General features: G+C 60.6%; 18 protein-coding genes and 8 pseudogenes. 12 read left to right on the top strand and 14 right to left on the bottom strand.

The annotated features are described in order from the left end of the window. Nucleotides 1–207 precede the first annotated feature (207 nt). The 3 genes from istA to ACFOJ9_RS02220 are packed head-to-tail and all read left to right on the top strand — an operon-like array spanning nt 208 to nt 2,691. Nucleotides 208–1,707: an IS21 family transposase gene (istA, locus tag ACFOJ9_RS02230; RefSeq protein WP_095090781.1), complete on the top strand. Its 1,500-nt coding sequence runs from the start codon at nt 208–210 to the stop codon at nt 1,705–1,707. After that, nucleotides 1,697–2,473, top strand: coding sequence for an IS21-like element helper ATPase IstB (gene istB, locus ACFOJ9_RS02225; protein WP_206073656.1), 777 nt, complete (start codon nt 1,697–1,699; stop codon nt 2,471–2,473). The genes istA and istB overlap by 11 nt, the downstream gene beginning before the upstream one ends. Further along, nucleotides 2,470–2,691 (top strand): hypothetical protein, encoded by a 222-nt coding sequence (locus ACFOJ9_RS02220; RefSeq protein WP_095085189.1) that lies wholly within the window; start codon nt 2,470–2,472, stop codon nt 2,689–2,691. Before istB ends, ACFOJ9_RS02220 begins: the two co-directional genes overlap by 4 nt. A 107-nt stretch (nt 2,692–2,798) precedes the next feature. Here the strand turns inward: ACFOJ9_RS02220 and ACFOJ9_RS02215 are convergent. Further along, nucleotides 2,799–3,047, bottom strand: a pseudogene (locus ACFOJ9_RS02215) (site-specific integrase); the annotation flags it as partial. 580 nt (nt 3,048–3,627) lie between these two features. On the opposite strand from ACFOJ9_RS02215, the gene ltrA (ACFOJ9_RS02210) reads away from it, so the two are divergent. Both ltrA (ACFOJ9_RS02210) and ACFOJ9_RS02205 read left to right on the top strand, forming a co-directional pair. After that, complete coding sequence (gene ltrA, locus ACFOJ9_RS02210) at nt 3,628–5,010, top strand: group II intron reverse transcriptase/maturase (protein WP_378976752.1); 1,383 nt, start codon at nt 3,628–3,630, stop codon at nt 5,008–5,010. A gap of 196 nt (nt 5,011–5,206) precedes the next feature. Further along, a complete protein-coding gene (locus tag ACFOJ9_RS02205; protein WP_378925689.1) occupies nt 5,207–6,547 on the top strand; it encodes an IS701 family transposase in 1,341 nt (446 codons plus the stop codon). A 581-nt stretch (nt 6,548–7,128) separates the two neighbouring features. Here ACFOJ9_RS02205 and ACFOJ9_RS02200 read toward each other — a convergent pair. From ACFOJ9_RS02200 to ACFOJ9_RS02190, 3 genes and pseudogenes are all read right to left on the bottom strand, one after another. Then, nucleotides 7,129–8,127 (bottom strand): isopenicillin N synthase family dioxygenase, encoded by a 999-nt coding sequence (locus tag ACFOJ9_RS02200; protein WP_378976778.1) that lies wholly within the window; start codon nt 8,125–8,127, stop codon nt 7,129–7,131. 248 nt (nt 8,128–8,375) lie between these two features. Then, nucleotides 8,376–9,083, bottom strand: coding sequence for a class I SAM-dependent DNA methyltransferase (locus tag ACFOJ9_RS02195; RefSeq protein WP_378976776.1), 708 nt, complete (start codon nt 9,081–9,083; stop codon nt 8,376–8,378). A 646-nt stretch (nt 9,084–9,729) separates the two neighbouring features. Then, a pseudogene (locus tag ACFOJ9_RS02190) lies at nt 9,730–9,933 on the bottom strand (IS256 family transposase); the annotation flags it as partial. A gap of 246 nt (nt 9,934–10,179) precedes the next feature. Here ACFOJ9_RS02190 and ACFOJ9_RS02185 point away from each other — a divergent pair. Continuing rightward, nucleotides 10,180–10,875: pseudogene (locus ACFOJ9_RS02185) on the top strand (IS110 family transposase); the annotation flags it as partial. A gap of 96 nt (nt 10,876–10,971) precedes the next feature. Further along, nucleotides 10,972–11,871 (top strand): IS110 family transposase, encoded by a 900-nt coding sequence (locus tag ACFOJ9_RS02180; protein WP_378976772.1) that lies wholly within the window; start codon nt 10,972–10,974, stop codon nt 11,869–11,871. Here ACFOJ9_RS02180 and ACFOJ9_RS02175 read toward each other — a convergent pair. The 3 genes and pseudogenes from ACFOJ9_RS02175 to ACFOJ9_RS02165 all read right to left on the bottom strand — a co-directional run. Beyond that, nucleotides 11,813–13,741 (bottom strand): recombinase family protein, encoded by a 1,929-nt coding sequence (locus ACFOJ9_RS02175; RefSeq protein WP_378976770.1) that lies wholly within the window; start codon nt 13,739–13,741, stop codon nt 11,813–11,815. The genes ACFOJ9_RS02180 and ACFOJ9_RS02175 overlap by 59 nt on opposite strands. A gap of 156 nt (nt 13,742–13,897) precedes the next feature. Further along, a complete protein-coding gene (locus ACFOJ9_RS02170) occupies nt 13,898–14,107 on the bottom strand; it encodes a hypothetical protein (protein ID WP_095083306.1) in 210 nt (69 codons plus the stop codon). 109 nt (nt 14,108–14,216) lie between these two features. Then, a pseudogene (locus ACFOJ9_RS02165) lies at nt 14,217–14,390 on the bottom strand (DUF5372 family protein); the annotation flags it as partial. Between the two features lie 97 nt (nt 14,391–14,487). Between ACFOJ9_RS02165 and ACFOJ9_RS02160 the strand changes: the two are divergent. After that, entirely contained in the window at nt 14,488–14,907 is a 420-nt protein-coding gene (locus ACFOJ9_RS02160) for a hypothetical protein (RefSeq protein WP_378976768.1), read from the top strand. Between the two features lie 115 nt (nt 14,908–15,022). Then, nucleotides 15,023–15,577: pseudogene (locus ACFOJ9_RS02155) on the top strand (transposase); the annotation flags it as partial. Between the two features lie 336 nt (nt 15,578–15,913). Here ACFOJ9_RS02155 and ACFOJ9_RS02150 read toward each other — a convergent pair. After that, entirely contained in the window at nt 15,914–17,200 is a 1,287-nt protein-coding gene (locus ACFOJ9_RS02150; RefSeq protein WP_378976764.1) for an ATP-grasp domain-containing protein, read from the bottom strand. A gap of 304 nt (nt 17,201–17,504) precedes the next feature. Between ACFOJ9_RS02150 and ACFOJ9_RS02145 the strand changes: the two are divergent. Together ACFOJ9_RS02145 and ACFOJ9_RS02140 are read left to right on the top strand one after the other, a co-directional pair. Further along, nucleotides 17,505–17,936, top strand: a pseudogene (locus tag ACFOJ9_RS02145) (transposase); the annotation flags it as partial. Between the two features lie 296 nt (nt 17,937–18,232). Beyond that, nucleotides 18,233–18,721: pseudogene (locus tag ACFOJ9_RS02140) on the top strand (tyrosine-type recombinase/integrase); the annotation flags it as partial. Between the two features lie 29 nt (nt 18,722–18,750). Here ACFOJ9_RS02140 and ACFOJ9_RS02135 read toward each other — a convergent pair. The 6 genes and pseudogenes from ACFOJ9_RS02135 to ACFOJ9_RS02110 form a co-directional block, all read right to left on the bottom strand. Next, nucleotides 18,751–19,175: pseudogene (locus ACFOJ9_RS02135) on the bottom strand (IS5 family transposase); the annotation flags it as partial. A 289-nt stretch (nt 19,176–19,464) separates the two neighbouring features. Continuing rightward, complete coding sequence (locus ACFOJ9_RS02130) at nt 19,465–20,604, bottom strand: IS110 family transposase (protein WP_378976762.1); 1,140 nt, start codon at nt 20,602–20,604, stop codon at nt 19,465–19,467. Between the two features lie 31 nt (nt 20,605–20,635). Then, a protein-coding gene (locus ACFOJ9_RS02125; RefSeq protein ID WP_378976760.1) for an IS630 family transposase occupies nt 20,636–21,584 on the bottom strand; the annotation gives its coding sequence in 2 pieces (ribosomal slippage) (nt 20,636–21,242 and nt 21,241–21,584; 951 coding nt in all). A 113-nt stretch (nt 21,585–21,697) separates the two neighbouring features. Beyond that, nucleotides 21,698–22,045, bottom strand: a complete 348-nt coding sequence (locus tag ACFOJ9_RS02120) for an IS5 family transposase (RefSeq protein ID WP_378976758.1) — start codon at nt 22,043–22,045, stop codon at nt 21,698–21,700. A gap of 403 nt (nt 22,046–22,448) precedes the next feature. Next, nucleotides 22,449–23,630: an IS91 family transposase gene (locus ACFOJ9_RS02115; protein WP_378976756.1), complete on the bottom strand. Its 1,182-nt coding sequence runs from the start codon at nt 23,628–23,630 to the stop codon at nt 22,449–22,451. A 12-nt stretch (nt 23,631–23,642) separates the two neighbouring features. Next, nucleotides 23,643–24,503, bottom strand: coding sequence for a site-specific integrase (locus ACFOJ9_RS02110; RefSeq protein WP_378976754.1), 861 nt, complete (start codon nt 24,501–24,503; stop codon nt 23,643–23,645). Nucleotides 24,504–25,082: 579 nt separating this feature from the next. On the opposite strand from ACFOJ9_RS02110, the gene ltrA (ACFOJ9_RS02105) reads away from it, so the two are divergent. Beyond that, nucleotides 25,083–26,465 (top strand): group II intron reverse transcriptase/maturase, encoded by a 1,383-nt coding sequence (gene ltrA, locus ACFOJ9_RS02105; protein ID WP_378976752.1) that lies wholly within the window; start codon nt 25,083–25,085, stop codon nt 26,463–26,465. Nucleotides 26,466–26,586 lie beyond the last annotated feature (121 nt).

The raw sequence follows: 26,586 nt of genomic DNA, 5'->3' as shown, positions 1-26,586 counted from the left end.
GCATCATTCTCCACCTGCATCTCCTGCCGGTTCACTACTGGTCAGTCCCTCGAACGTCGCCGGGCGGGCGACGACATCGGTCATGCCCACGCCGTGCTGTCGGCGCTGCGACTGTCGACTGTCGCCGTTCGTTCGCACCGGCTTCGTGCGTCGCCGGGGGCCTCGTTATGCCCGTGAAGCTGACTACGCAGACGGAGAGCCCGTATCATGACCATCAGCCCCGAACTGGAAGCGCAGATCCTGCGCCTGTATCACGCCGAGAAGTGGCGCTGCGGCACCATCGCCAGGCAATTGCATGTCCATCACACGACGGTGCATCGCGTTCTGGCCCAGGCGGGATTGCCCCGGCACAAGCCGCTGCAGAGAGCCTCAATCATTGACCCGTATCTTCCATTCATTGAGCAGACGCTGGAAAAGTTCCCCTCGCTGACCGCCAGCCGCCTTTATGCGATGGTGCGCGAGCGCGGCTACCGGGGCTTGCCGACGCACTTTCGGCACCTGGTCGCCCTGCACCGTCCCCGCAAGCCGGCCGAGGCGTTCCTGCGGCTGCGCACATTGCCGGGCGAGCAGGGACAGGTCGACTGGGCCCACTTCGGTCACATCGAGATCGGCAACGCCCGCCGGCCGCTCATGGCGTTCGTGATGGTGCTTTCTTACTCACGCGACATCTACCTGCGCTTCTTCCTCGACGCGCGCATGGAAAACTTCCTGCGCGGTCACGTCGGCGCGTTCAACACATGGTGCGGGCTGCCCAGGGTCCTGCTCTACGACAATCTCAAGAGTGCGGTGCTCGAGCGCCAGGGCGATGCGATCCGCTTCCATCCGACGCTGCTTGCCTTCGCCGGCTTCTATCGGTTCGAGCCACGTCCTGTCGCGGTTGCCCGGGGCAACGAAAAAGGCCGCGTCGAGCGCGCCATACGGCATATAAGGGAAGCATTCTTCATCGCCCGCAAGTTCACCGATCTCGACGATCTGAACGCCCAGGCCGAACAGTGGTGCCGCAACCAGGCAGCCGACCGGCCATGCCCCGAGGACCGGACGATGACGGTCCGCCAGGCGTTTGCGCAAGAGCAGCCACTGCTTCTGCCGCTGCCCGCCAACCCATACCCCGTCGAGGAGCAGGTCGCCGCCAAGGTTGGCAAAACGCCCTATGTGCGCTTCGACCTCAACGATTACTCGGTACCGCATGCTCATGTCCGGCGCACGCTCAGCGTGCGCGCCGATCTCGGCCTGGTCCGCGTCTTCGACGGCGCAAAGATGATCGCCAGTCACCGTCGCAGCTATGATCGCGACCAGCAGATCGAGGACCCTCAGCACCTCAAGGCACTCGTCGCAATCAAGCGCGAGGCGCGCCAGCATCGCGGCCTCAACAGCCTGACCCGCGCCGTGCCGGCCTGCCAGACCCTGATGATCCGGGCCGCCGAGCGTGGCTCCAATATCGGTGCGATCACAAACGCGTTGCTGAAACTGCTTGACCTGTACGGCGCGCAGGAACTGCAGGCCGCCGTCGAGGAAGCTTTGCATGCCGGCGCCTCCCATTCGAGGTCGGTTCGCGACGCACTGGAACGCCGCCGGGTCGCCCGCGGTGCTCCGCCGCCGGTCGAAACGAGCCTGCCCGAACACGTGCGGCGCAAGGATACGACGGTACGGCCGCATCGCCTCGACAGCTACGACCAACTGACCCTTGGAGGCAAAGATGATGAATAATCCCGACATCCTGCTCAACCGGGCCAAGGCGTTGCGCCTCAATGGCCTGATCACCCATTGGGACGAAATCGCTGACGCGGACTGGCTGGCCGCCGTCCTTCAATGGGAAGAAGAGGAGCGCTCCGACCGTTCGATGCGGCGACGCACGCGTGCCGCCAGGCTCGGCCACTTCAAGCAACTGTCCGATTATGACTGGCACTGGCCTCGCCGCATCGACCGCGCCGCCGTCGAGGATCTGATGACCCTGTCCTTCATGAACGATGCCGCCAACATCGTCTTTATCGGCCCCAACGGCGTCGGGAAATCGACACTTGCTCGCAATGTCGCTCACCAGGCGCTCATCTGCGGTCACACCGTCGTCTTCCGAACCGCCAGCGAGATGCTCGGCGAACTCGCCGCCCTCGACAGCGACGCAGCCTTGCGCCGACGCCTTCACCACTACGCCGCCGCCGACGTTCTTGCGATCGACGAGGTCGGGTATCTGTCCTACTCGAACCGTCATGCGGACCTGCTGTTCGAACTCATCAGCCGGCGCTACGAAAAACGCTCAACCATCATCACCACCAACAGACCCTTCGCTGATTGGTCGGAGGTCTTTCCCAATGCCGCCTGCGTCGTCAGCCTCGTCGACCGCCTCATGCACCGATCCGAGGTGATCTCCATCGAAGGCGATTCCTACCGCTTCAAGGAAGCGGCCGAGCGATCAAAGGCACAGCGCGAAAAACGCACCAGCCGCTCCTCCGGCGAAAAGGTGCCCGCAGCATGAAACCAGATCCTCAACCGTCCGGCCTCAGTCGTGGTATCCACTTCCTCATCAATCCCGAATGGACACCCGAACAGGCGCTCGCTGTCTTCGAGCTCCTCAACGATCTCGCCGATAGCATCTGGTCTCACTACGGCGTCCAACTCCAGGAACTTATCCAGGAGCAGCAACGAACACCGACCGATCACAGCGATATCGAAAAAGCCCCGTCCTCGCTCTAAAGCACACATCCTCCACACTCGGCGGCCTGCAAAGGCCGCCTTTTTGTTCCGTCCACAAGCACCAAACGCTTGTCGTCGTTTAGACGCGCTTTTGAAAAGCCATCAACAAGCGTCACGCCGTAGAAGAAAAGCAAGGCGCAAACGGTCTGGTTCAACGCGCCCCACGAGACCCTTCGGCCCACCGAGTGGGCCTGATAGGCGCGCACCTCTTCGTATCCCAGTTGATCGGGTGATCGTCCAAAAAATCGACTGAACTTCGCCACGTGATGCACGTAGGATCGCTGGGTCTCCGGTGACAAATTGCGGATCGTCAGATCTTCAATCATCCGCTGACGCAGAGGGCTTATCTGGGCCATCTGGGATTCTCCTGTCTGGAAGGTTGGCTCGACACCAAATCTTCTCAGACAGGGGCCTCCTCAGGCCAGACCCGCGCATCAGTTTACCGCGACAGCGGTTTCGTTGTGTGCCCAGCATGTTCAACCGCTTGGGGGTGAAAGTCCCCTTGCCAACCTGATGGAGGTGAAGGCTTAGCAAAGCGCAAGGGCATTACCGCGAGGTGGTGTCTGAAGGAAGCGTGGAGCAAAACCGCGACCTGACGAACAGAAACCGGATATGAGGCATCCCTGGCCGGACGAGCGGGCAACGTGTCGCGAAGTCCATATCCATCAAGGGGCAGGGCTGTAGATCCGGCAGGTGCGCGGGGAAGGCGATTGAACTTACCTGGGGAGGCCTGCGTCATGTTCCGACTTCGGAACTGAGGGAACCGCAAGGTGACCTGACCGTGATGCAGGAGTCAGCAGAGGGCGTAGTAGGTGATGCTGTCGGCAAGGCTAGTGAGGCACTCCAAGCCGAAAGGCGGAGCAAACGGATAGGCCGAGCCGGAAACGATGACCGAAGGCCCGAACGATTGGAAGTGGCAAATAGGACTGGCAACTCATGAGTGGAAAGCGGCAGAAGACCCAGTACTCACTGGCCCTGGAACCGAGGGACCGGGGTGAAGCCCCTGTCAGCGGTTACCAAGGGGCCGAACCACTCGTGGCGAAGTCGGCACCCGAAAGCCCGGCCTGGACAGAACAACTAATGGAGACGGTATGTAGCCGAGAGAATCTGGAAACAGCGTGGAAACGCGTTCGAAGCAACAAGGGCGGTCCAGGCGTGGATGGGATGACCATCGATGACGCCAAGGGCTACCTGCGTGAGCACTGGCCAAGCATCCGGTCTCGATTGCTCGAAGGAACCTATCAGCCGCAGCCGGTCAAGCGGGTCGAAATCCCCAAGCCGGAGGGCGGGGTCAGAAAACTCGGCGTGCCTTGCGTCGTCGACAGACTGATCCAGCAAGCCCTGCTGCAGGTTCTCCAGGAGCAGTGGGACCCGACGTTCTCCGAGCACAGCTACGGCTTCCGCCCAGGACGCTCCGCCCATCAGGCGGTAGCCCAATCGCAACGCTACGTTGCCGAGGGCTACAGCCACGTGATTGACATCGATCTCGAAAAGTTTTTCGACCGAGTCAATCACGACAGCCTGATGGCGCGCGTCGCCGCGCGGGTATCCGATAAGCGCGTGCTCAAACTCATCCGCGCATTCCTCAATGCGGGGGTGATGGAGGATGGCTTGGTCCGTCCGGTGGACGAGGGGACCCCGCAAGGTGGCCCGCTCTCGCCCCTCCTAAGCAATCTCCTGCTCGACGACCTCGACAAGGAACTGGCCCGAAGGGGTCTCCGCTTCTGCCGCTATGCGGATGACTGCAACATCTATGTTCGCAGCCGCCGCGCCGGCGAACGGGTCATGACCTCTGTCGGCCGGTTCCTGACCAAGAAGCTGCTGCTGAAGGTCAACGAGGCGAAGAGCGCGGTGGCGCGACCGGAGGAGCGGAAATTCCTTGGGTTCAGCATCTCAAATGACGGGAGCGAACGGCGCATCGCGCCAAAGGCCCTCGACAAATTCAAGGCGCTGATCCGGGACATGACACGCCGGACACGGGGAATCAGTCTGCCGCAGATGATCAAGGAGCTGAAGTCATACCTCATCGGATGGCGCGGCTACTTTGGCTTCTGCCAGACCCCACGGGTGCTTACGAACTTGGAAGCGTGGACCCGCCGGAGACTACGCATGTATCTCTGGTGGCAATGGGGGAACGGGCACAACCGCTTCAAGGAACTACGTCGTCATGGCGTACCAAAGTTCGGAGCTGCGGTTGCCGCCGGTTCACCGACGGGATTCTGGCGCATGTCAGGACACCCGGCGGTCCAACAGGCCCTGCGCAACCATTACTTCGAGTCTCTCGGTCTCCCTCGACTTCATGTCTCTGCCCAAGCTTAATACGATCGAACCGCCGTGGTACGGACCCGTATGCCCGGTGGTGTGGGAGGGGCGGCGTCGCGAGGCGTCCCCCTATCCCGATCAATCCTGAATATCAACAACCCCTAGTCTTACTGAGTCACGAAAGCGCGCGGAGGGGGATTCGTAGGCGACCTGGTTGTGATAGGTTGGCGATTCACAGCGATGGATGGGCGCCATGGTCAGCGAGGACGGTTGCGAAGCAGCCGCGTTTGATGGGTATTTGGAAGCACTGGTCGAGGTCATAGGCCATGCCGATCGGGCAGAGCCGCTGCGGGATTATTGTACGGGTTTGATGATGCCGGTGGCGCGCAAAAGCGTGGAGCCCCTGGCCGCCGTTACGGCGCCATCACGTGTTTCGGCCAAGCATCAATCGCTTTTGCATTTCGTGGGACAAGCGCCTTGGTCGGATGACGCACTGCTGGCGCGCGTTCGTGATTGGGCCTTGCCGCGCATGATCGAGCGTGGCGGTGCGATCACCGCCTGGATTGTCGACGACACTGGCTTTCCAAAGAAGGGGAAGCATTCCGTCGGTGTCGCACGCCAATATTGCGGCCAGCTCGGCAAGCAGGACAATTGCCAGGTTGCCGTCAGTCTTTCGATTGCGAATGAGGGGGCCAGCTTACCGGTTGCCTGGCAGCTTTATCTACCTGAGATCTGGGCAAATGATCCAGAGCGCCGGAAGAAGGCGAAGATCCCGGACGAGATCCTATTTCAAACCAAGCCACAGATCGCGCTTGAACAAGTACGTGCGGCGCTAGAGACGCAGATGCCGGCGGGCGTGATCCTTGCCGACGCCGGTTACGGCGCAGACGGCGGGTTCCGCCGAGGATTGACCGAGCTGGGCCTCAGCTATGTCGTGGGTGTCCAGCCGACGCTCAGTGTTTGGCGCCCAGGCGAAGGACCGCTACCGCCCAAGACCTGGAGCGGAAAGGGTCGGCCGCCGTCGCTGATGCAACGAAGCGCGGATCATCAACCTCTTTCAGCCAAGGCGCTTGCGGAAAGTCTGCCGATAGACGCGTGGCAGACCGTCATATGGCGGGAGGGCAGCAATACCGATCTTGCGTCGCGCTTTACCGCTGTTCGTCTTCGTGTCGCGTCCAGAGACTATAATCTCGGACATCCGCACGCCGAAGAATGGTTGCTTGTCGAATGGCCCGAAGGTGACAAAGAGCCGCTCAAATACTGGCTTTCGACCCTGCCGGAAACGACCGCGCTGCGTGATCTTGTTGCCACGACCAAGCTAAGGTGGCGGATTGAACGGGATTATCGCGAGCTCAAGCAGGAACTGGGCCTTGGCCACTACGAGGGTCGAGGTTGGCGCGGATTCCATCATCACGCCAGTCTTTGCATCGCGGCTTACGGGTTTCTCCTCTCCGAACGGGAGACGATTCCCCCCTCAGCAATCGCCCGTTCCAAAAGCAGCGAAAAACCTCCTATTCCCCGCGGTTCACGATCCAGCGAGCCCGCCCATTCGCCCCGAACGGCACACCTCAAATTCGATCGCGACGCTGCATAGAAAACTGACCGTCGCACTTGCCCGCAGATTGATGCGATGTCCCTGCTGCGCTCAGTCGAAGCCGAAATATCCAAATTTATGACGCAGTAAGACTAGCAGGCCGTTGAAAAAGTCGGGTTCAAGCGTCGATTTTCCGCTTTTTGGGTTCGCAGGGCCAGTCGTCTCAATTTCTCTCGCTGAAAACATTGAGTTTTCTGGCACGCGTAAGAGCGATCTCGGTAGTTTTGAGAGGGTCAAAAACCTTTTTCAACAGCCTGCTAGTCCGCAAGCTTGGAGTGGCCGGGCTCGATGCTCCTGCGGTGACAAGCGGTCCGCTGGTTCGCCGGCCAAAGCAGGGGACTTCGCAAATAGGATCGTCGCCAACAGGTGCGGCTGGGCAAAGCCGCGCGACGCCACATGGAAAGGTGCAGGGCGGCTGCATGATCGTCTCGCATTCTCGAAGGTGAACTTCTCGCGCTCGGTCTGGGTCACGTACAATAACGCGGATGAGCATCACTACTCGGCGACATCGTCGCCAAGGTGCGCCAGTCTGGCCCTAAAAGTGCGAAAGACACTGTCACGTGAATTTTGCGTGTACGCTCTCATCGCGCCTTTGCTAAGTGAGCGTAACTTGCTGCGAAACGCCCGAATTTGTGCTCGCCGCACGTCACCGGCTTGTAGCGAAGCGGGTTGCTGTTCGTGACACATGAGGGCAATGGTTCGATAATCGCATTGAAATCAGCATCGATAAAGAAGGGGATTGAGTATCGCTCGCGTCCCGAGATATTCACCACACGGTGCATGTTCGCCAGGTAGACATCATTCGTGAGCCGCTGAATTAGATCGCCAATGTTGATTACGAATGTGCCGTGGATCGGAATGCCCTCGACCCAATCGCCATCTCTGTTCATTACCTGAAGACCACCAACGTCGTCCTGCGCTAGGATGGTCAGGTTGCCGTAGTCCGTGTGGGCGCCGATACCTATGATCTCTTCGCCAATATGACCACTCTGCGGCGGGTAATGAAGCAGGCGCTGAATGCTAATCGGGTTACGCATGAGGTTGTCGAAATAGCATTCCGACTGGTCCAGGCTGAGCGCGATGCCCTTCAAGAGTATTTTCGCGAGATTCGCCATCTGTTGATGGTATCCGTATGTCAGCTTCCGCAACTCGGGCAGACTTGAGGGCCACTGGTTCGGGCCCCAAAACGGGCCTTCCAACGTCGGACGTTCAGGTCCGATGTCAAAGCACTCCTTCAGGTCTTTCGTTTTGCCCGGATCGGTGTTCTCCCCGAACGGCTCGATGTATCCACGGAAGGCCACATCGGATTTGCTAATGTGCAGTGTCATCTTCTGCGACATGGGCAGATCAAAAAACCGACGGCTAACATCGAATACCGAATCCACGAAATTCTTAGGGATACCGTGATTCTTCACATACATGAACCCGGTGTTCGACAAGGCCCAACGTATCTCCTGGGCTACCCTCTGTTTGTTGCTGCCATCGAGTAGCGGCGCTATATCAACCACCGGGATTTTGTCAAAGTTGTCGCGCTTCGCCCGTAGCTTGTCGTCCAGTCTGATCACCAGATTCTTAGACATGAATAGACCTTTTGTTTGACATTGGGCGTCGACACAATGATTTCGGGCAATTTTCTTATTTGGCCGGCAGCGTGACGAAACGTCGGGAAGCCTAGATGGGCTGTTCCGAGAATTCTTTCGGGGTGCCGCGCTCTACAAAGTAGAAGAACCGGAGCTCCTAGGCAGGGCGCACGCAGGGCGCGCTCGCTTCTCGTGTTAGCTTGCATCGGCTGCCGGTTTTTTCGTCAACTAGTTTTGCGGAAGCGTGGTCACGGCCGCTCCTCCGTTGGTGCGCTAGCCTTATCGCGCACCTTGAAAACCCAGTAGTGCGCGCCCTCCTCTGCGAGGTATCTACCGTCCTTTAAACGCTGTGTCAGTACAAGGAGGCCCGACTCTTCCAGACGCCGCACCTCCTCTTCGAAGCATGTGGTCTGGGCATAGCTCTTTCGGGTGCTTGCTATAATAAATCCATTCGGGCGCGTGACGCGAGCCAGTTCGCGCAGTCTATCCGGTCGGACATGCCCGAGCGTGAAGACGCCGCAGCTGACCGTCACGTCATAGCTCGCGCTGGAGTAGCCGGAGAGCAGCCCGTTAAGGTCGACATGGCCTCGGACGTGGCGGTAAACGCCCGTTTGCCGGGCCTGTTCGGCCATCTCCTCGGAGAGGTCGAACCCGTCGATCAACCGGAAGCCGAGGCGTTCCAGTTCCACACCGACGAGGCCAGTTCCACAGCCGGCGTCCAAGATTGCGATGGCTGCTCGTTGCCTAGCCAAATAGGCCATCTGCACGGCACCCGCCAGTTCCGCCACGATCGTCGGCCCGCAGTACCCGTCGCGACCGACATCCAACTCGTAGGAACTGACCCATTCCCGATAGAAATGAGTCAAGCGATCGGCATCGCCGTCGAGCGAATGGGAATCCTTGATGCGCTTTCGTGCGGCGTGCTCCAGTGCCGTCCTCTGATCGAACGTCTTCATGAGTGTTCCTCCGTTCATGGCAGTTGGGAGCAGCTGCGCGAAGATCGCCACCTGCTGCCGCCTGCCAGAATGGCATCAAAACTCGTGCCAATTGGCCAAGAGGCAGAGAAAACATCTTGTGGCTGTTCTCGGTTATGGCCTGAGGCAAAAAGAAATTGGCGAAACAGCCTACGTCGTGGCCCCGACAAAACTGACAGAATGTCGGGTACCGTCATGAGACCATGTGCGTGAGGTCGCCGGAGAGCCAAAACAGGAGGCCCTTCTTTCCGCTTACGGCAGCTGTCCGGGGAAATGCTTGGGAATGGCAAGCCGCGGTCCCATGCCCGCAGGACCGCAGCTCTGGATTTCGAGTGTTAGAAGGGACAAGGCAAATGATTCATCTCAACGGTCCGTAGCGGCCGATGGGACGATTAATTAACGACCACTTCCAGGGCAATTGGATGGCCACGACGAGTTGTTCAGCAGTAATGGCCACTCCGTCTGCGGGCGAGGTTAGCGCGAGCCTGCCGAAGGGGAATTGCGCCTTTGAACCGCTGTAGCCCTTCGCGCCTGACCTTATTAAAATGATAGAGGCTGCCAGCGGGCGATGTGAGCTATGCTGGAATTTGGGTGACGAGGCTGATCAAGCGGCGCTCTGCGGCTTCGTTTAGATGACCTCGATTCCGTCCAGGAACCTGGCACCTGCGATGAGTTTCGGCAACTGATTTTGTCCTTTCAATCGTCGCCACGTCCTGGCTGCGGCCATGACCAGCTTGAAGACCATCAGCCTGGCGGTTTTCGAGGACAGCGAGCCCTTGGTACGCACCGTGCGGTGGCGAACGGTCGCAAAGACGCTTTCGATGGGATTGGTAACCGGTATGAAGATGGCGGTGCCGATGTCCGGCTGCGGTTTTCGTGATCGCGGCGTATGGTGCGACCATCCGGGACAGAGGCACCGGGAGCACGAAGGTGCGGGCAGGCCGATCTTGTACGTTGAGCTGCGAGCTCGTGTTAGTAGATGGCCGCCTCTGCGACTCGCCCGGTTGCGCCGAGAGCGCGGATCCGTAGTTGTCGTGTCGCCCGCCGCTCCCCTCTGACTGATCGAGAGGAGGCAGGAATGCGACGTGTAATTGGAATCGACACCCACCGCACCTTTGGCGAGGTGGTGATCTGGGAAGATGGTCGACTGCGGCATGTGGGCCGGGTCGATATGACGCGAACCGCGCTGGAAGGCTTCGGCAAAACCCTTCTGGCCGACGACGAGGTGGTCATCGAGGCCACTGGCAACTGCATGGCGGTCTCTCGGGTGCTGTCGCCATTCGTGAAGCGGGTGGTGATCGCCAACCCGCTGCAGGTCAAAGCGATCGCGCACGCTCATGTGAAGACCGACAAGATCGACGCCGGCACGCTGGCCAGCTTGTACGCAGCCGGCTACCTGCCGGAGATCTGGACACCGGATGCCGCCACGGAGCGGATGCGCAGACGGGTCGCGCGGCGCTACCAGGTCGTGCGGCATCGGACCTGGATCAAGAACGAGGTACATTCGATCCTCTACGCCCACCTGATTCCGCGGTGCCCCCATGCCGACCTGTTCGGGCGCCTCGGTCGTGCCTGGCTCACCCGTCAGCCGGTGCCAGATGACGAGCGCGCCGCAATCCAGCGCCATATCCGGGAACTGGACAGGCTGGGTGACGATCTCCGCGTGCTTGACCGGGAGATTGCCGAGAGCGCGCTCGATGATGCGGTGATCAAACGGCTGCTCACAATCACTGGCGTCAATCTCGCAGTGGCCGGCGGGCTAGTCCCTATGATTGCTGGGCCTGAGGGCGGCCCGTCATCCGATATGCAACGGTACGAGGGTTAAGCCGGCTGGGCCGGCACAGAGCCTCATGCATAGGAGACGGGCCACATGGAACATACCCGATTTGTCGGTTTGGATATTCACAAAGAACGGATTTCAATCGCGGTGGCGGAGAACGGGCGCTCCGGTTCGGTGGAGTATCTTGGCGAGATTGCGAATGACCCTGATGCCATCAGCAAGCTGTGCGATCGTCTGGGGAAGTCCGGTAAACCGCTGGTGTTTTGCTATGAGGCCGGACCGTGCGGCTATGGCGTTCATCGCCAACTGACAAGCCTCGGCCATCGATGCGACGTGGTGGCGCCGTCACTGATTCCGAAGAAGCCCGGCGATCGCGTGAAGACGAACCGTCGCGATGCGACCATGCTCGCCCGCCTCCACCGGGCCGGCGAGTTGACGCCGGTCTGGGTGCCCGACGCCGATCATGAAGCCATGCGCGACCTGATCCGGCTGCGCAGCGTCGTGCGACAAGTGGTGACGCGAGCGCGCCAACATCTTCAAGGATTTCTGCTGCGTCACGGACGCAAGCACGAGCGGGGAACCGCCTGGCGAATGGCTTATCGGCGATGGCTTTCGACATTGGCCTTCGAACATCCCGCTCAGCAGATCGCATTTCAGGACTACGTCGATGCCGTCATGGATGCGGAACGGCGCCTGCGGCAGGTCGAGGAACAGATACTCAGCCTTCTCCCGGAATGGGACCAGCGCCCGGTCGTTGACGCCTTGCAGGCGATGCGCGGGATCGCGCTGATCAATGCCGTGGTGCTGGTCGCGGAGGTCGGTGACTTCACACGCTTCTCAAACCCACGTCAGCTCATGGCCTATTTCGGCTTGGTCCCGGGCGAGCGATCGAGCGGCGAGAGCGTCTGGCGCGGCGGCATCACCGAAGTTGTCATGATGCCTCCTTCCTTGATCGCCTGTTGCGTGCGATGCGCGCCCGCAGCGTGCTGATCTGGTTGTCCGAGAGTTCGATTTGCCATGGCTGGCCTTTCGTGAGCTGACGCCCCGTGACCCATCCGCGGGCGAGATAGTCGAAGATAACCTGCGGTGTGATACCCAAGGCGGCTGCTGCCCCTTGAACGGAGTAGGTTCCATCCGGCCACCGAGCTGGATTGGCGCCAATCCCGTTGATCTTGACGGTGGGAATGCTCCAGCGTGTCCGCAGAAGCCAGACATTCTCACCTTTGAACGCGCAGCCGCGTGCTGCGACAAAGCCTTCCGCGTTCAGCGTCGCCGCAATCTCCTTGTCCATCTTGCCGTCGGCATTCAGCTCCGTCACGCGCTCGCGCAATCTCTCGATATCGATGTAGTTGGCGTAGGTGTGGACACGCCTTTGAAGAGAATGCTCGCTTGTTGCCCCGGTCTGCCACAGGATCTTGAACCAGACCTGGCCCCGCAACCGCTTCTGATCGAGGACGACCTCGTCAATGATGAGACGCAGGATGCCCTTTCGCTCGGCCGACGTCGTTGAAGGGGCATACCAGATGCCAGGCAGGTCTTCGCCCAGCTTTTGAAGACACTCGCGGTCGGACTCACTCAAGACCAGGGGCTCGTCGGACCGCCACCGTTCGTAATCCTGCTCGACGGCTTCGGCGGCGCGCAGCTTCTCTTCCCAGCCGCGCTCCAGAGAACGCGCCACCAGACGGTTCTCGGGCTCCACCGCGTCGTATTGGCGCCGTGCCCGTTCCGTCTCATAGCGGGCCCGCTCGCGCCTCAGAGCCCACTGTCGCTCGAGCTGACGTGTCTCTTCTTCAATCTGGCCCAGCGCGGCAATGGCGATGGCAATCCTGTCCGGCTTCAAAGCGTCGAGCAGGATGCTTTCAACATGTGCGTCGACGGGCAGCGCGCGCACTTCCTGGCATAGCGGTCCGCCGTCCTGATCGCGGTCGGCACGACACGTGTAGACGGGATAGTTACCTGCAGGACCGCTATAGCGTAGGCTCATCCGGCGACCGCACCGGCCACAAACGGCAATACCCTGCAACAGTGCCGCTCCCTTGCGCGGCACGCCGGAATGGCCAGCCTTATAGCGGTTGATGTTGTTTGCCAGTAGTCTCTGATTCTCCATAAATTCCTCCCAGTCGATGTATCCGGGATGGGCAGACTGAAGACAAACCTCCCAGTCCGCGATGGGGACCTTCACCGTCTTCGGGCGATAGACATCATGGCGAACCCGCCCGCCCTCCGCCCGGTATCGTCCATAAACATACGCCCCGGCATAGGCAGGATTTTGGAGAATGCTGAGGACCCGTGAACTGTCGGCCTCGCGCCACATGATATCGTGCGGAGCGGGACCCATAAGTGGACGCACAGGCAGTGGCAGATCGTTCTTTCGCAAGTATCGCATCACGGCCCGTGCACTGTGAAGCTCGCGGAATTTGGCGAAGACAAGGATGAGCCTTGCCTGCACCTGCTCATCGGGATTGAGAACAATCCCGCCTGCGCGATCATGGGCCAGTCCGGCGGGAACGGGAAGCCGCAGCTCGCCACGCGCCGCCTTCTGACGTTCGCCCTGATGGAGGCGCTGCCTGATCTGGTGAAGCTCCGCCTCGCTCATGATGCCGGACAGGCCGAGCAGCAGGCGATCGTGGTAAGCGCAGGGATCATAAAGACGTTCGCCGTCGGCAATGATGACGCCGAAGAGCGAGCACAAATCAAGGAGCTGATGCCAGTCGCGATTGTTGCGGGCAAGCCGCGAAGCGTCGAGGCTGATAACAAGGCCGGCATTGCCCAACCCGATCTCGGCGATCAGCTTCTTGAACCCCACCCGCTCAACTGTCCCGGACCCCGATTTGCCAAGATCCTCATCGATGACGTGCAACGTTCATGCGGCCAGCCGAGGGCGACGGCACGATCGACGAGGCGGTACTGCAACTCCGTGCTTTCTTGATGATGCCGCACCTGGTTCACGGAAGACTGGCGAACGTAAATATAAGCGAGCTTGCCGCGATGCGCGGCTGTCACACATTCGTCCGGCCTATTCGACGCTCTCAACATGCCCGTCCGCCTCGAGCAGCGCGCGCGTTGGTCGCATCCGCATCAGCAGGGGAGCAAGGTTCTGTGCGATCTGCTTTTGCGTTTCCGCTGGCAAGTTGAGCCAAGGTCCCGGGAGTGTTGTCATGCCCGGGTTCGGAAGTTCGGTGAAGGTCTGGGACGCTACGCGGTGCAGATTCGACTGGATGTTCATCGCGAATCACCTCCTCGATACGAGAGGCGAATGTGCTGTTCAAATGGTGCATCAATGTGAGCAACGTCCGGGCGTTGATCCGCCCCAACGACTTCGACGCCCCTTGTTCTTTCGGAGACGGCGCTGCGAGGTCGGTTACCGAGCGCCGAATAGAACGCCGGCGCCCGTCAGACAGCCGTACGACGACGAAGTCTGGACCTCGGGCCGAATGGGATGACAAAAGCTGAAGACGCTGACCCGCAAGGCCGTGGCGCGGATCCGTGACGGTTAAATGAGATACCACCCCGTCCAGAATGGCGGCACCCTGTAATGTTGGGTTCACCAAGACCGGCAACACCCATGCCCGGCGCGCGCTGGTCGAAGGCGCCTGGGCTTACCGGATGAGGCCGCGCATCGGCCGTCACAAGGTCGATCGAATCGAGGCGTTGCCAAAAGTCGTTCGCGACATCGGATGGAAAGCGCAGGTTCGACCGTGTACCCGATATCGTCGGCTCAGCGCGCGCGGCAAGAACGCCAACGTCGTCAATGTCGCCATCGCACGCGAGATGGTGGGCTTCATCTGGTCGATCGCCTGCACGGTTCAATCACCCCAAAGGCGGCATGACATCAACTTGACAGGCAGCCAGGAGAGGAGATCGCAACATCCAACATCAGCCTCGGCGCGATATACGGTGCTGGAGGCGGGACAATGCCGGGGAGCCCTCGTCTCCACTATGAGCCTTGACGCTCGCCACCTAGACAGAGGCAGCCCCAAACGAAACAAGGTCATGCGGCTCGACCCGCGGATGAGAGATTGTTGACCGACGTTCAAGTCCCGCCTCTTGCACCTCATATCCGCCGTACAAGTACCTCGGCCGCCGATCGGATTCGGCCGACTGCAACCTATGCCAAAGGCTATTGTCAGCAATCATGAGAGTGGCGGCTGTCGGTGACATCGGCCGTTTTTCCAGCCCGCAAAAACTGGTGAGCTATTTCGGCCTGAACCCACGCGTGCGCCAGTCGGGGCTCGGCGCGGCCCATCACGGGCGGATCAGCAAGGTCGGACGCAGCCATGCCCGCGCGATGCTGGTGGAAGCCGCCTGGGCGGCCGCCAAGACGCCGGGGCCGCTCCATGCGTTCTTTGTCCGCATCCGGGCCCGGCGCGGCCATCAGGTTGCCGCCGTCGCCGTGGCGCGCAAGCTGACGGTGCTCGTCTGGCATATGTTGACGAAGGAGGCGGACTACCTCTGGGCGCGACCCAGTCTGTTTGCACACAAGATGCGCAGCATGGAACTGCAGGCCGGCAAGCCGCAGAAGAAGGGCAACAGCCGCGGACCGACCTATGCCTACAATGTCAAGGAGCTGCGGAACCAGGAGATGCGCGTCGCCGAGCAGGCCCAGAAAGGATACGAACACTTCGTTGAGGCTTGGCGCCCGCGCCTGCCAAAGGAAAAGGCGCGCGGGCGCCTCAGTCCGGCAAGGCTCGAATAAGGCGGCCCGGCGGCGCTTTCAGCCGATGCACCACGCTTCGCCACGAGGTCGCCCGCGCACGAAGACAATAGCTGACTGCGTCGGGTATTTCCAGTTGCGCCAGCCCCTCGGGGGAATATGGGGCACGGGGTGGGCCAAGTTTGCGTCAAAATACATCGGTTTTTGAAATGCTGACCGCACTAAGCGATGCAGTTTGAAAGGTCGCCAGCTTCTCGGACGTATTCTGACGGACTTGTGTTGCGAGCGGCCGTGAGGCGAGCGCAGAGTCCCGGGAAATCGCTGGATTAGTAGCAACGCGTCTCTTTCGTGGTCTCGTGCACGAATGTCCGGCGACAGTCACTTTCGATCTGGCGACTGCGCCGATGCGGGCAGGTAAGGTGCCGCAGATTGTTGCTGTTTGCCAGGAGGCTGAAATGGTATGATCGACCAACTGATGAGGTCGACGGCTCGCTGAAGGATCGCCTCGGTCCTAGCAAGGCTGGGCGAAACGGCAATGACATATCCGATACAGTCTCGGTGATCGCCCTTTCTAATCATAGGCGTCCTTGTTTTGACATGCAACTTCACCTCGGCGACGCCTGGTACAGCAGCCGCCCGACTCTCGCTGCCGATCCAATCGAGCGTGCCATCGCGATCAAGAACCAGGATTCGTGCGGCCGCAGTCTGCGAATGCCCTCTTCGCAAATCCCATTCGTCGCCGATGACAAGCTTAATGTGCTCGGTGACGAGATCGACACCATAAGCCAACTGAACTAGTTGAGGATCGGGCGCGCCAGCCATACGCGGATTGATTTCAATGACGACTGGACCACGCTTCGTCCACCGGACTTCAATGTTCGTTGGCCCCCAGCCAAGGCCGAGAGCTCGCAAACAGCGCAGCGAAACATCGACGATACTATCATGCTGCTCGCCAATCAGTACTGCCGGACAGGTGAACTCGCGATAGACGAAATGGGGCGGACTGCCGAATTCAGCGGCGACTATCCCAATGACCTCATTTCCCATTATCTGAACTGTATATTGAGGGCCTTGTGCAAATTCTTCGACCAGTATCCTTGGCGCAGACCGCCATATGTGTTTTCCGCCCAACAAATAAGTCGTATGTTCGGCTAACTCATCAGCGTTGCGGCACAATCGGACACCTCTGCTGCCGAGGCCTACAGCTGGCTTAAGAATCACCGGCAGGCCGATCTCCGCGGCAGAGCTTTCAACCTCCGCCGCAGTCGCTGCTAAGCGATAAGTAGGTATTGAAATGTCTGCCTCCGCGAGGAGTTGACGTTGAGCGAATTTGTCGCAGCATCGTTCGACGGATTCAGGGTCCGGTCCCGGTAGATCGAAATACCGGCAGAGCTTGCCAACTGTCGCATAAAACGACTCGGTGGCGGACGTAATGCCGGCCATGTCATAAGTCGCACGTAACCGGGAGCATTCGCGGATCAGCGCATCGAGATTGTCTGTATCGACACGGATTGCCTCAATGTTTTCCGCCGCAAGATAGTCGTACTGGGCTGGGTCAGTCGACAGGGTAATTGGATGAAGGCCAAGACGCTGGGCCGCTCGGACGAACAGCAGACCAAGCCCCTTTACATTGCCTTCAACCAGGATAAGCGCTCTTCTTGCCATTGGCTGTTAACCTCGACTTGCGTGTTGTCCGGCGGTCCGTGCGTAAATCAGCATCAGCTCTTTGGCGGTGCCTCGCCTCAGACTTCGTATTGATCGTATCATTGTCGGCGATGTGCGGTTGCAAAGGTTCTGTAAATTCCTTTGAAGATTCCGTTGCAATGTATTGATGATTGGCAGTTTGAGATGATCTCGGTTTCTGAGACAGCGGCATCCTCATGCTGGATCGTCCTTTCATCGGTCGATCCACCTTATTATGCGCACAATAGGCCTGTTCGCCGATCTATCGGGCCCCGAAGACAAGCGAACCGCATCGCCGATGCGGTACGGCTTCCTCTACCTCGTCGCCATCATGGACTGGTCCAGCCGCAAGGTGCTGGCCTGGCGGCTATCGAACACGATGGATGCCGACTTCTGCGTCGCCGCTCTTCGAAGAGGCGATCGAACGCCACGGCAAGCCCGATCTTCAATACGGACCAAGGCTCGCAGTTCACCAGCTTCGCTTTCACGACGACGCTGAAGGATGCAGGAATCCGCATCTCCATGAACGGGCGCGGCCGCTGGATGAACAACGTCTTCATCGAGCGACTGTGGCGTAGCCCTCAAATACGAATGCCTCTTCCTCAGCGCCTTCGAGACCGGCAGCGAAGCCCGCAGCGGCATCAGTTCCTGGATCGACTATTACAACCGGCGACGCCCACACTCGACCTTCGGCGACAGGACGCCCGACGAGGTCTAAGCTACGGCAGAAACCATGGAGAAACTGGCGGCGTAGAAACAACCCCGATCCACCTTGGCCAAGCCGCCAAACTGTCTCACCAGGCGGGTCCACCCGGCTTTTAATCGGAATGCTGTCCGGTAAATCGTCGAAATCTGGAGGGTTATGTGAGGTCGCATCCGTCGTCGCGGCGAGCTCGAGCGACCTCACATAAGCCGGATTGAAGTAAGCCGCGGGTTGTTTGAAACGGCTACGTCCGCGTATTCGCCCGTCATCGGGCTGCCGCTGATCCGCGGACCCAGATCCCCCCGGACGGTTTGCTACCCTTTCGCCCGAAGCGGGCACGGCCTTATCTCTATTCAAAGGAAGACATCCAGCGCCTACTGTCCGCAGCGCTTGAGATGCCGTGCCGATATACCCGCTGCAAGCTCAGGCCATGGACATATTATTGCCTGTTCGGATTGCTGAGCGTTTCCGGCCTGCGCCTCGGCGAAGCCCGGAACCTCAAGCTTTCGGACATCGATTTCGATGCCGCTGTGCTGACGATCCGCGGCACGAAGTTCGGAAAGTCCCGCCTTGTGCCGATGCACGCATCAACGTGCGAAGTGCTTCAGGATTATATCAAACGCCGCCGACAGCATTGTGCAGCCCAAGCCGGGTCTCCCTATTTGTTCACTTCGCAGTTGGGCAATCGCCTTGATATGGGAGACATTCATCGAACATTCTATGCTCTGTCTCGCCAGATCGGCCTGCGCGGCGCAACTGACAGCCACGGCCCACGCCTGCATGACATGCGCCATGTATTCGCGACGAACACCCTAAGGCTTGTTGAGATTCATCGTGAGTTTATGACGGCAGCAGCAAGATTGATGAAGGCTGCGAAGCTCTGGTCGGTTTTGTCAGCTCGCATGGCGATACGCTTGAATTCCTTGAGTTTGCAGAAGAAATTCTCGATCAGGTGGCGCCATTTGTAGAGTTCCTTGTCGAGCGGCAGAGGAAAAGTCCGACGTGAGTGCTGGGAAATGACGATCTTGGCACCACGTTGGTCGAGGTCGGCGATGATGGAGTTGCTGTCGAAGGCCTTGTCGGCGATCAGAGCGTCGAAGGAGAGACCGTCGACGAGTGGTTCAATGCCGACCGTGTCGAACCGCTGCCCCGGCAGCAAGACAAAGCGGACGAGGTTGCCGAGGGCGTCGGTCAGCGCCAGGATTTTGGTCGTCATGCCGCCCTTGGAGCGCCTATGGCCTGGCTCTGAGTCCCCCTCATATGAGGCTCGTTGTGTCAATAGTAGCGGCGGCGGCTTAATCACCTTCGGACGCTGTCGGGATCGGCCTCGCGGCGAATTGCGGAACAAGTCCACATCACCTCATATCCGGTCGGCTCTGGTGGAGCCTGCACCCATATCCCGCATGCACGGGCAAGTTTGGCGAGGCCGGGAAGGATGGGACCCATCTTTTTGACGGCGTTAACAGCCCTGGGGGGCGCCGGTCCACATCCATCCCGCTTCGTCGCAAGTGACGTTGGCCGCCCCTCGCGTCGAACTCTTTCGTCAGGCTTTGGTCATGGCGCCCTCCGGCAGCAGGCCCTGGGTCAGATACCGCCACAAGGCGATTATCAGCTTGCGCGCCAAGGCGACGATCATGGTGCGGCGGAGGCGTCCTTTGCCGGCGCCGACGCGCTCATGAAACCAGCGCGCGAGACCGCTATCGGGCTGATGGCGCAGCCACAGCCAGGCAAGTTCAAAGGCGGTTCGACGCGCTCGCGGATTGCCCGATCTCTGGATGCCTTGATCGCGGCTGACCGCGCCACTGCTCCAGGGGCTGGATGCAAGACCGAGATAACCGGCGACCTCACGCCGGTTCTGGAAGTCGCGGAAGAAGACCTCATTCGTCATTACGCTTGCGATCGTCAGGCCAATGCCACGCAGATGACTCAGTTGGATGATCCCGGGAGCTGTGATCTCGGCGGCCTGACGCTGCTCAGCCTCGACCTCCATGATCATCTCAATCACTTGCCACAAGCGGTGGCACTCGCGCTTGATCTCGTTCTTCAGGCAGGACGGCAGATCCCGCCCGTCAGCCGTGCGCAGCGTCTCGAGCTGCTCACGCCAGTCCCGTCTGGCTGGCTTGAAGTCGCGGATGCCCTGGGTCATCAAAAGCCCCTTGACGCGGCTCGAATGCTGGCCGCGTTCGTTGACGAGCCGAGCCCGTTCCCGGCTGCGACGGCGATCGTTCTCCTGCTCGAGGCTCGGCACCCGCACAACCCGGCAGACCCTCGGCTCGCCACGTTCCAGCGCCATCAGCGTGCGCAGCAGCGCCGCCGCATCGAGGCGGTCCGTCTTGGCGCGGCGTGACCGGCGGTCGACCAGGATGCTGGCCGCGTCCAGAACCTGATTGTCGATGCCGCGGTCGCACAGGAAACGATGCAGCCAGAAACCGTCGTAGCCGGCCTCGTAGCACGACATTACCCGAACCGGACGCGTCAAGGCGGCCTGCGCCTGTTCGCGCCGGTGTTCAATGAGAGCCATAAGCCCTTCGGTGTCACCTCCTTGCAGGCGATGCAGGCTGATCTTGTCGACCGCCGGCGAGTGCAGGGCCACAAGCCAGGTCGACTTGCTCAATTCCAGTGCCATGAAAATTGTGGCAGTCTTCTCGTCGACGGGCGGCAGAGCAATGGATGAGAGATTCATGAGACGTCTCCAGGGTTAGAGCGGAATCTGATCACTCTGGCTCATATCCAGCGGCGCTGAAGTAGTTGGTGCATTCCTGGGCGGTGAAGCGAGGCAGCGCGTCGCGGATTACGTCCCAAAGCTCGGGGATGTTGCGGGCGGCGGCTTTCCTGAGGATCGACTTCAGCTTCGAGAAGGCATTTTCGATCGGGTTAAAGTCGGGGCTGTAGGGCGGTAGGAAGAGCATTCGCGCGCCGGTCGCTTCGATCGCTTGGCGTGCGGCGGTGACTTTGTGAGCGGGCAGATTGTCGAGGATGACGATGTCACCAGCTCGAAGCGTAGGCGCCAGTACCTGCTCGGCATAAGCGGCGAACCATTCACCCGTCATCGGTCCGTCGAGGACCATCGGCGCAGTCATGCCCGTCAGGCGCAATGCGCCTGTAAAAGTGGTCGTTTTCCAGTGCCCGTGTGGGATCGGAGACCGGCACCGCATGCCCCGCTTTGCCCGCCCACGCAGGCGAGCCATCTTCGTCGACGCGCCGGTCTCGTCGATAAAGACCAACCGGTCGGGATCGAGATCAGGCTGGGCCTTGAACCAGGCGCGTCGCCGCGCGAGCACGTCGGGCCGATCCTGCTCGCTGGCGTGCGCCGTTTTTTTTCAAGGTCATCGAGTGACGGTCGAGAAAGCGCCAGATCGTGCTCGGCGCGAACACGACCGCATGCTCCACCCTGAGAAACTCAGCCAACTCGACCAGCGTAATGTCGTCCTGACCTTCGATCGCAGACAGGATCATATCCCGATGGGCCTCGATCCGCTGGGAGCGCTTGTCCCCGCCTTGGGGCTTTGCCCGCGTCGCGCCGCTCTCTCGCCATTCGCGGACCCAGCGGACCGCGCTTGCCGCGGCAACACCGAAACGACCCGCCGCAGCCCGCCGCGACAGGCCACCGTCAACCGCTGCGATCACCCGCGAACGCAGATCCTGCGATATGGGTCTAACCATGCCTGCCGGCCTCCATATCCAGCAGACATCATGAATCAGATATTCCCGCCAATGGGAATCCCTCGCGATTCAATTAGCTCAGATTATGCTCTAGGATGTCGGACCCCGAAACCTTACCTGAGTTCCGCCGCCCGTCGCCTCATGGGATCTTTTGCGCCCTGTCCATGGCGGTGGACCTTGACGATGGTGGCATCAACCATGGCGTATTCCATGTCCGGCTCATCCGAGCAGGCTTCGAAAAGCCGAATGAAAACATCAGCTTTGACCCAATCGCGGTATCGTTTGAAAACCGTGTTCCAGCTCCCGAAGAAGGCTGGAAGGTCGCGCCACGGACTTCCTGTCCGCACGATCCAAAGCAACGCTTCGATGAACCGGCGATTGTCACCACCACTTCGCCCGGGATCGGCTGGTTTACCCAGACAATGCGGTTCCATCTTCGCCCATTGGGCGTCCGTCAGCACGAATCGTTCCATCAAAAGCTTGAATCACGATCAAGCCCGAAGTGGAATCTGGAGGCTTCTGTGAGGTCCGGGGCACAGGCGGGGCACTCGGGCTCGACGTGGGACCTCATTGCAAGCCGGATTGAGCGAGGCCGCGGGCTGCTCTGGCGCTATGGGGATTGTAGCCTGGAGGGGCGGGCGGGATTGTCTTCGTCGGGTGAATGAAGGGCAACCGCGATACGACCCCAAGGGATGATGGCACGGTGGAAGGTCGAATCTTGATGGCGATCACCGCGGATTGGGTCGGGACGCCTTCTGTCGCGGGCACGAGTGCTCGCGGTCTTGTGCGGAAAGTCAAAGGTCGGCATGCCGGCGCGGATGGCGACGGATACCAAAGCTGGTGATGTGGACCTGCCGCGTACGATCATGAGGTGTCGTCCCACAAGGGACCTTGCGGCGCTTGTCCGCAGCGCCAGATGGCCAGCGTGACCATCGATCCTCCACAGCATGGGCAGCGATGCGCTAATGCGAGGGGCGCGGGCGTGCTTTCGACGTGCGGTTCGATATTGTCCTGCTGCGGGTTGGCCAGCAGCCTACGACACAGGTCGAGCTTTGCGGCGCGATGGCTGTTGGCGAGGAATCCGTAGTGGCGGATGCGGTGGAAGCCGTCCGGCAAGGTGTGCAGCAGGAAGCGCCTGATGAACTCATGCACATCCAGCGTCATGAGCTTTGCCTTGCCGCCATGCCGATAATCCCTCCAGCGGAACGCGACCTCGCCGTTAGCCGTGCTGACCAGACGGGAATTGGCGATGGCGACGCGATGGGTATAGCGGCCGAGATAAGCCAGCACCTGCTCTGGCCCGCCGAACGGCGGCTTGGCGTAGACAACCCAGTCGAGGCGACGGACTTCGCCAACCCTGCGTTTGAACACAGCCGGCGCCGCCAGGTCGGCGAGATTGCCGAAGAAGCTCAACTTGCCCGCTTCGTACGCTGTCCGCAGTTCCTCCAGAAAGAGCCGGCGGAACAGGCGCGACAGCACCCGCACCGGCAGGAAGAAGCCGGGCCTGCAAGAGATCCAGCGCGTTCCATCGGGCGACAGCCCACCACCCGGCACGATGCAATGGATGTGGGGATGATAATGGAGGTTCTGACCCCAACTGTGCAGGACGCCGACAAGGCCGATCTCGGCTCCCAGATGTTTGGAATCGGCGGCGATGGTGCGTAGCGTCTCGGCGGCCGCCTTGAACAGGATCGTGTAGACCGCCGCCTTGTTCTGGAAGGTGATCGCCGCGATTTGCACCGGCAGCGTGAAGACGACGTGGAAATAGGGAACCGGCAGGAGTTCGCCCTGCCGCGCGGCAAGCCATTCCCGGCAGGCCTGTCCCTGGCACTTCGGGCAATGCCGATTGCGGCAGGAATTGTAGGCGACGCGGATCGCCCCGCAGGACCGGCAGCCCTCGACATGGCCGCCCAGTTCGGCGGTCCGGCATAGCTCGATCGCGCCCATCACGCGGCGCTCGACGCGCCCGAGATGGCCGTCATGGGCCTGCCTATACGCCTCGCCGTGGCGGCGGAAGATGTCCGCCACCTCCGGTCTCGCCGACATTGGCCGAACCGGTTAGCCCGGCGGCACAACCTCAATGGTCAGCCGATCGAGCGGGCTTTCCGTCCGCCGAATGAGACCGTTCGACACCTTCGTGTGGCGCGCCGTGCTCGACAGGTTATTGTGGCCGAGCAGCACCTGGATGATGCGGATGTCCGTACCGTTCTCCAGCAAATGCGTGGCGAAGCTGTGCCTGAGCGTATGCACCGTCACGCGCTTGTCGATGCCGGCAGCCGCACGCGCCGAACGGCACGCCGAATAGAGAACCTGCACATCGATGGGGCGATCGACGCCGCGCCCGGGAAACAGCCAGCCCTGCGGCTTCGCCAGCCGCCAGTACACCCGCAGGATGCGCACAAGCTGCGCCGACAGCATCACGGTGCGGTCCTTGCCGCCCTTGCCGTGATGGACGAGGATCACGCCGCGTTCGCTGTCGATGTCGCCGACCTTCAGCCCGACGGTCTCCGAGGCGCGAAGTCCCGCGGCGTAGGCCGTGGTCAATGCCGTTCGGGTCTTCAAGCTCGGCACCGCCTCCAGGAACCGGACGACCTCGTCGGCGCTCAGCACCACCGGCAGCGTGCGTGGCGAGCGGGCGTAGACGATCCGCTCCGGGATCTCGGCATGGCCCAGCGTCACGCCGTAGAAAAACCGCAGCGCGCACACCGTCTGGTTCAGCGCCGGCCACGAGACTCCCGCCGAAACCAGATGGACCTGGAAGGCGCGGACGTCCTCCAGGCCGAGCCGGTCCGGCGAGCGGTCGAAATAGCGCGAAAACTTCGCCACAGCGTGCACGTAGGATCGTTGCGTGGCCGGCGACAGATTGCGGATCGTCATGTCCTCGATCATGCGTCGGCGAAGAGGGCTCAACTCGGCCATCTCAAACTCCTGTTCTCAAGATTGCGCTTCAACAGCCGCAATCCTTCAAAACAGAAGCGTCATCCGCAAACCCACGCACCAAATGCCGCGACAGCGGGTTCGTTGTGTGCCCAGCATGTTCAACCGCTTGGGGGTGAAAGTCCCCTTGCCAACCTGATGGAGGTGAAGGCTTAGCAAAGCGCAAGGGCATTACCGCGAGGTGGTGTCTGAAGGAAGCGTGGAGCAAAACCGCGACCTGACGAACAGAAACCGGATATGAGGCATCCCTGGCCGGACGAGCGGGCAACGTGTCGCGAAGTCCATATCCATCAAGGGGCAGGGCTGTAGATCCGGCAGGTGCGCGGGGAAGGCGATTGAACTTACCTGGGGAGGCCTGCGTCATGTTCCGACTTCGGAACTGAGGGAACCGCAAGGTGACCTGACCGTGATGCAGGAGTCAGCAGAGGGCGTAGTAGGTGATGCTGTCGGCAAGGCTAGTGAGGCACTCCAAGCCGAAAGGCGGAGCAAACGGATAGGCCGAGCCGGAAACGATGACCGAAGGCCCGAACGATTGGAAGTGGCAAATAGGACTGGCAACTCATGAGTGGAAAGCGGCAGAAGACCCAGTACTCACTGGCCCTGGAACCGAGGGACCGGGGTGAAGCCCCTGTCAGCGGTTACCAAGGGGCCGAACCACTCGTGGCGAAGTCGGCACCCGAAAGCCCGGCCTGGACAGAACAACTAATGGAGACGGTATGTAGCCGAGAGAATCTGGAAACAGCGTGGAAACGCGTTCGAAGCAACAAGGGCGGTCCAGGCGTGGATGGGATGACCATCGATGACGCCAAGGGCTACCTGCGTGAGCACTGGCCAAGCATCCGGTCTCGATTGCTCGAAGGAACCTATCAGCCGCAGCCGGTCAAGCGGGTCGAAATCCCCAAGCCGGAGGGCGGGGTCAGAAAACTCGGCGTGCCTTGCGTCGTCGACAGACTGATCCAGCAAGCCCTGCTGCAGGTTCTCCAGGAGCAGTGGGACCCGACGTTCTCCGAGCACAGCTACGGCTTCCGCCCAGGACGCTCCGCCCATCAGGCGGTAGCCCAATCGCAACGCTACGTTGCCGAGGGCTACAGCCACGTGATTGACATCGATCTCGAAAAGTTTTTCGACCGAGTCAATCACGACAGCCTGATGGCGCGCGTCGCCGCGCGGGTATCCGATAAGCGCGTGCTCAAACTCATCCGCGCATTCCTCAATGCGGGGGTGATGGAGGATGGCTTGGTCCGTCCGGTGGACGAGGGGACCCCGCAAGGTGGCCCGCTCTCGCCCCTCCTAAGCAATCTCCTGCTCGACGACCTCGACAAGGAACTGGCCCGAAGGGGTCTCCGCTTCTGCCGCTATGCGGATGACTGCAACATCTATGTTCGCAGCCGCCGCGCCGGCGAACGGGTCATGACCTCTGTCGGCCGGTTCCTGACCAAGAAGCTGCTGCTGAAGGTCAACGAGGCGAAGAGCGCGGTGGCGCGACCGGAGGAGCGGAAATTCCTTGGGTTCAGCATCTCAAATGACGGGAGCGAACGGCGCATCGCGCCAAAGGCCCTCGACAAATTCAAGGCGCTGATCCGGGACATGACACGCCGGACACGGGGAATCAGTCTGCCGCAGATGATCAAGGAGCTGAAGTCATACCTCATCGGATGGCGCGGCTACTTTGGCTTCTGCCAGACCCCACGGGTGCTTACGAACTTGGAAGCGTGGACCCGCCGGAGACTACGCATGTATCTCTGGTGGCAATGGGGGAACGGGCACAACCGCTTCAAGGAACTACGTCGTCATGGCGTACCAAAGTTCGGAGCTGCGGTTGCCGCCGGTTCACCGACGGGATTCTGGCGCATGTCAGGACACCCGGCGGTCCAACAGGCCCTGCGCAACCATTACTTCGAGTCTCTCGGTCTCCCTCGACTTCATGTCTCTGCCCAAGCTTAATACGATCGAACCGCCGTGGTACGGACCCGTATGCCCGGTGGTGTGGGAGGGGCGGCGTCGCGAGGCGTCCCCCTATCCCGATCAATCCCATTTTATGGGTCTATGACCTAGCCCGTCTTAT

Source organism: Mesorhizobium cantuariense, assembly GCF_042647205.1.
Lineage (GTDB): Bacteria > Pseudomonadota > Alphaproteobacteria > Rhizobiales > Rhizobiaceae > Mesorhizobium > Mesorhizobium cantuariense.
The sequence above is the reverse complement of the archived record's forward strand: the minus strand, read 5'-3'. Positions and strand labels throughout refer to the sequence as shown.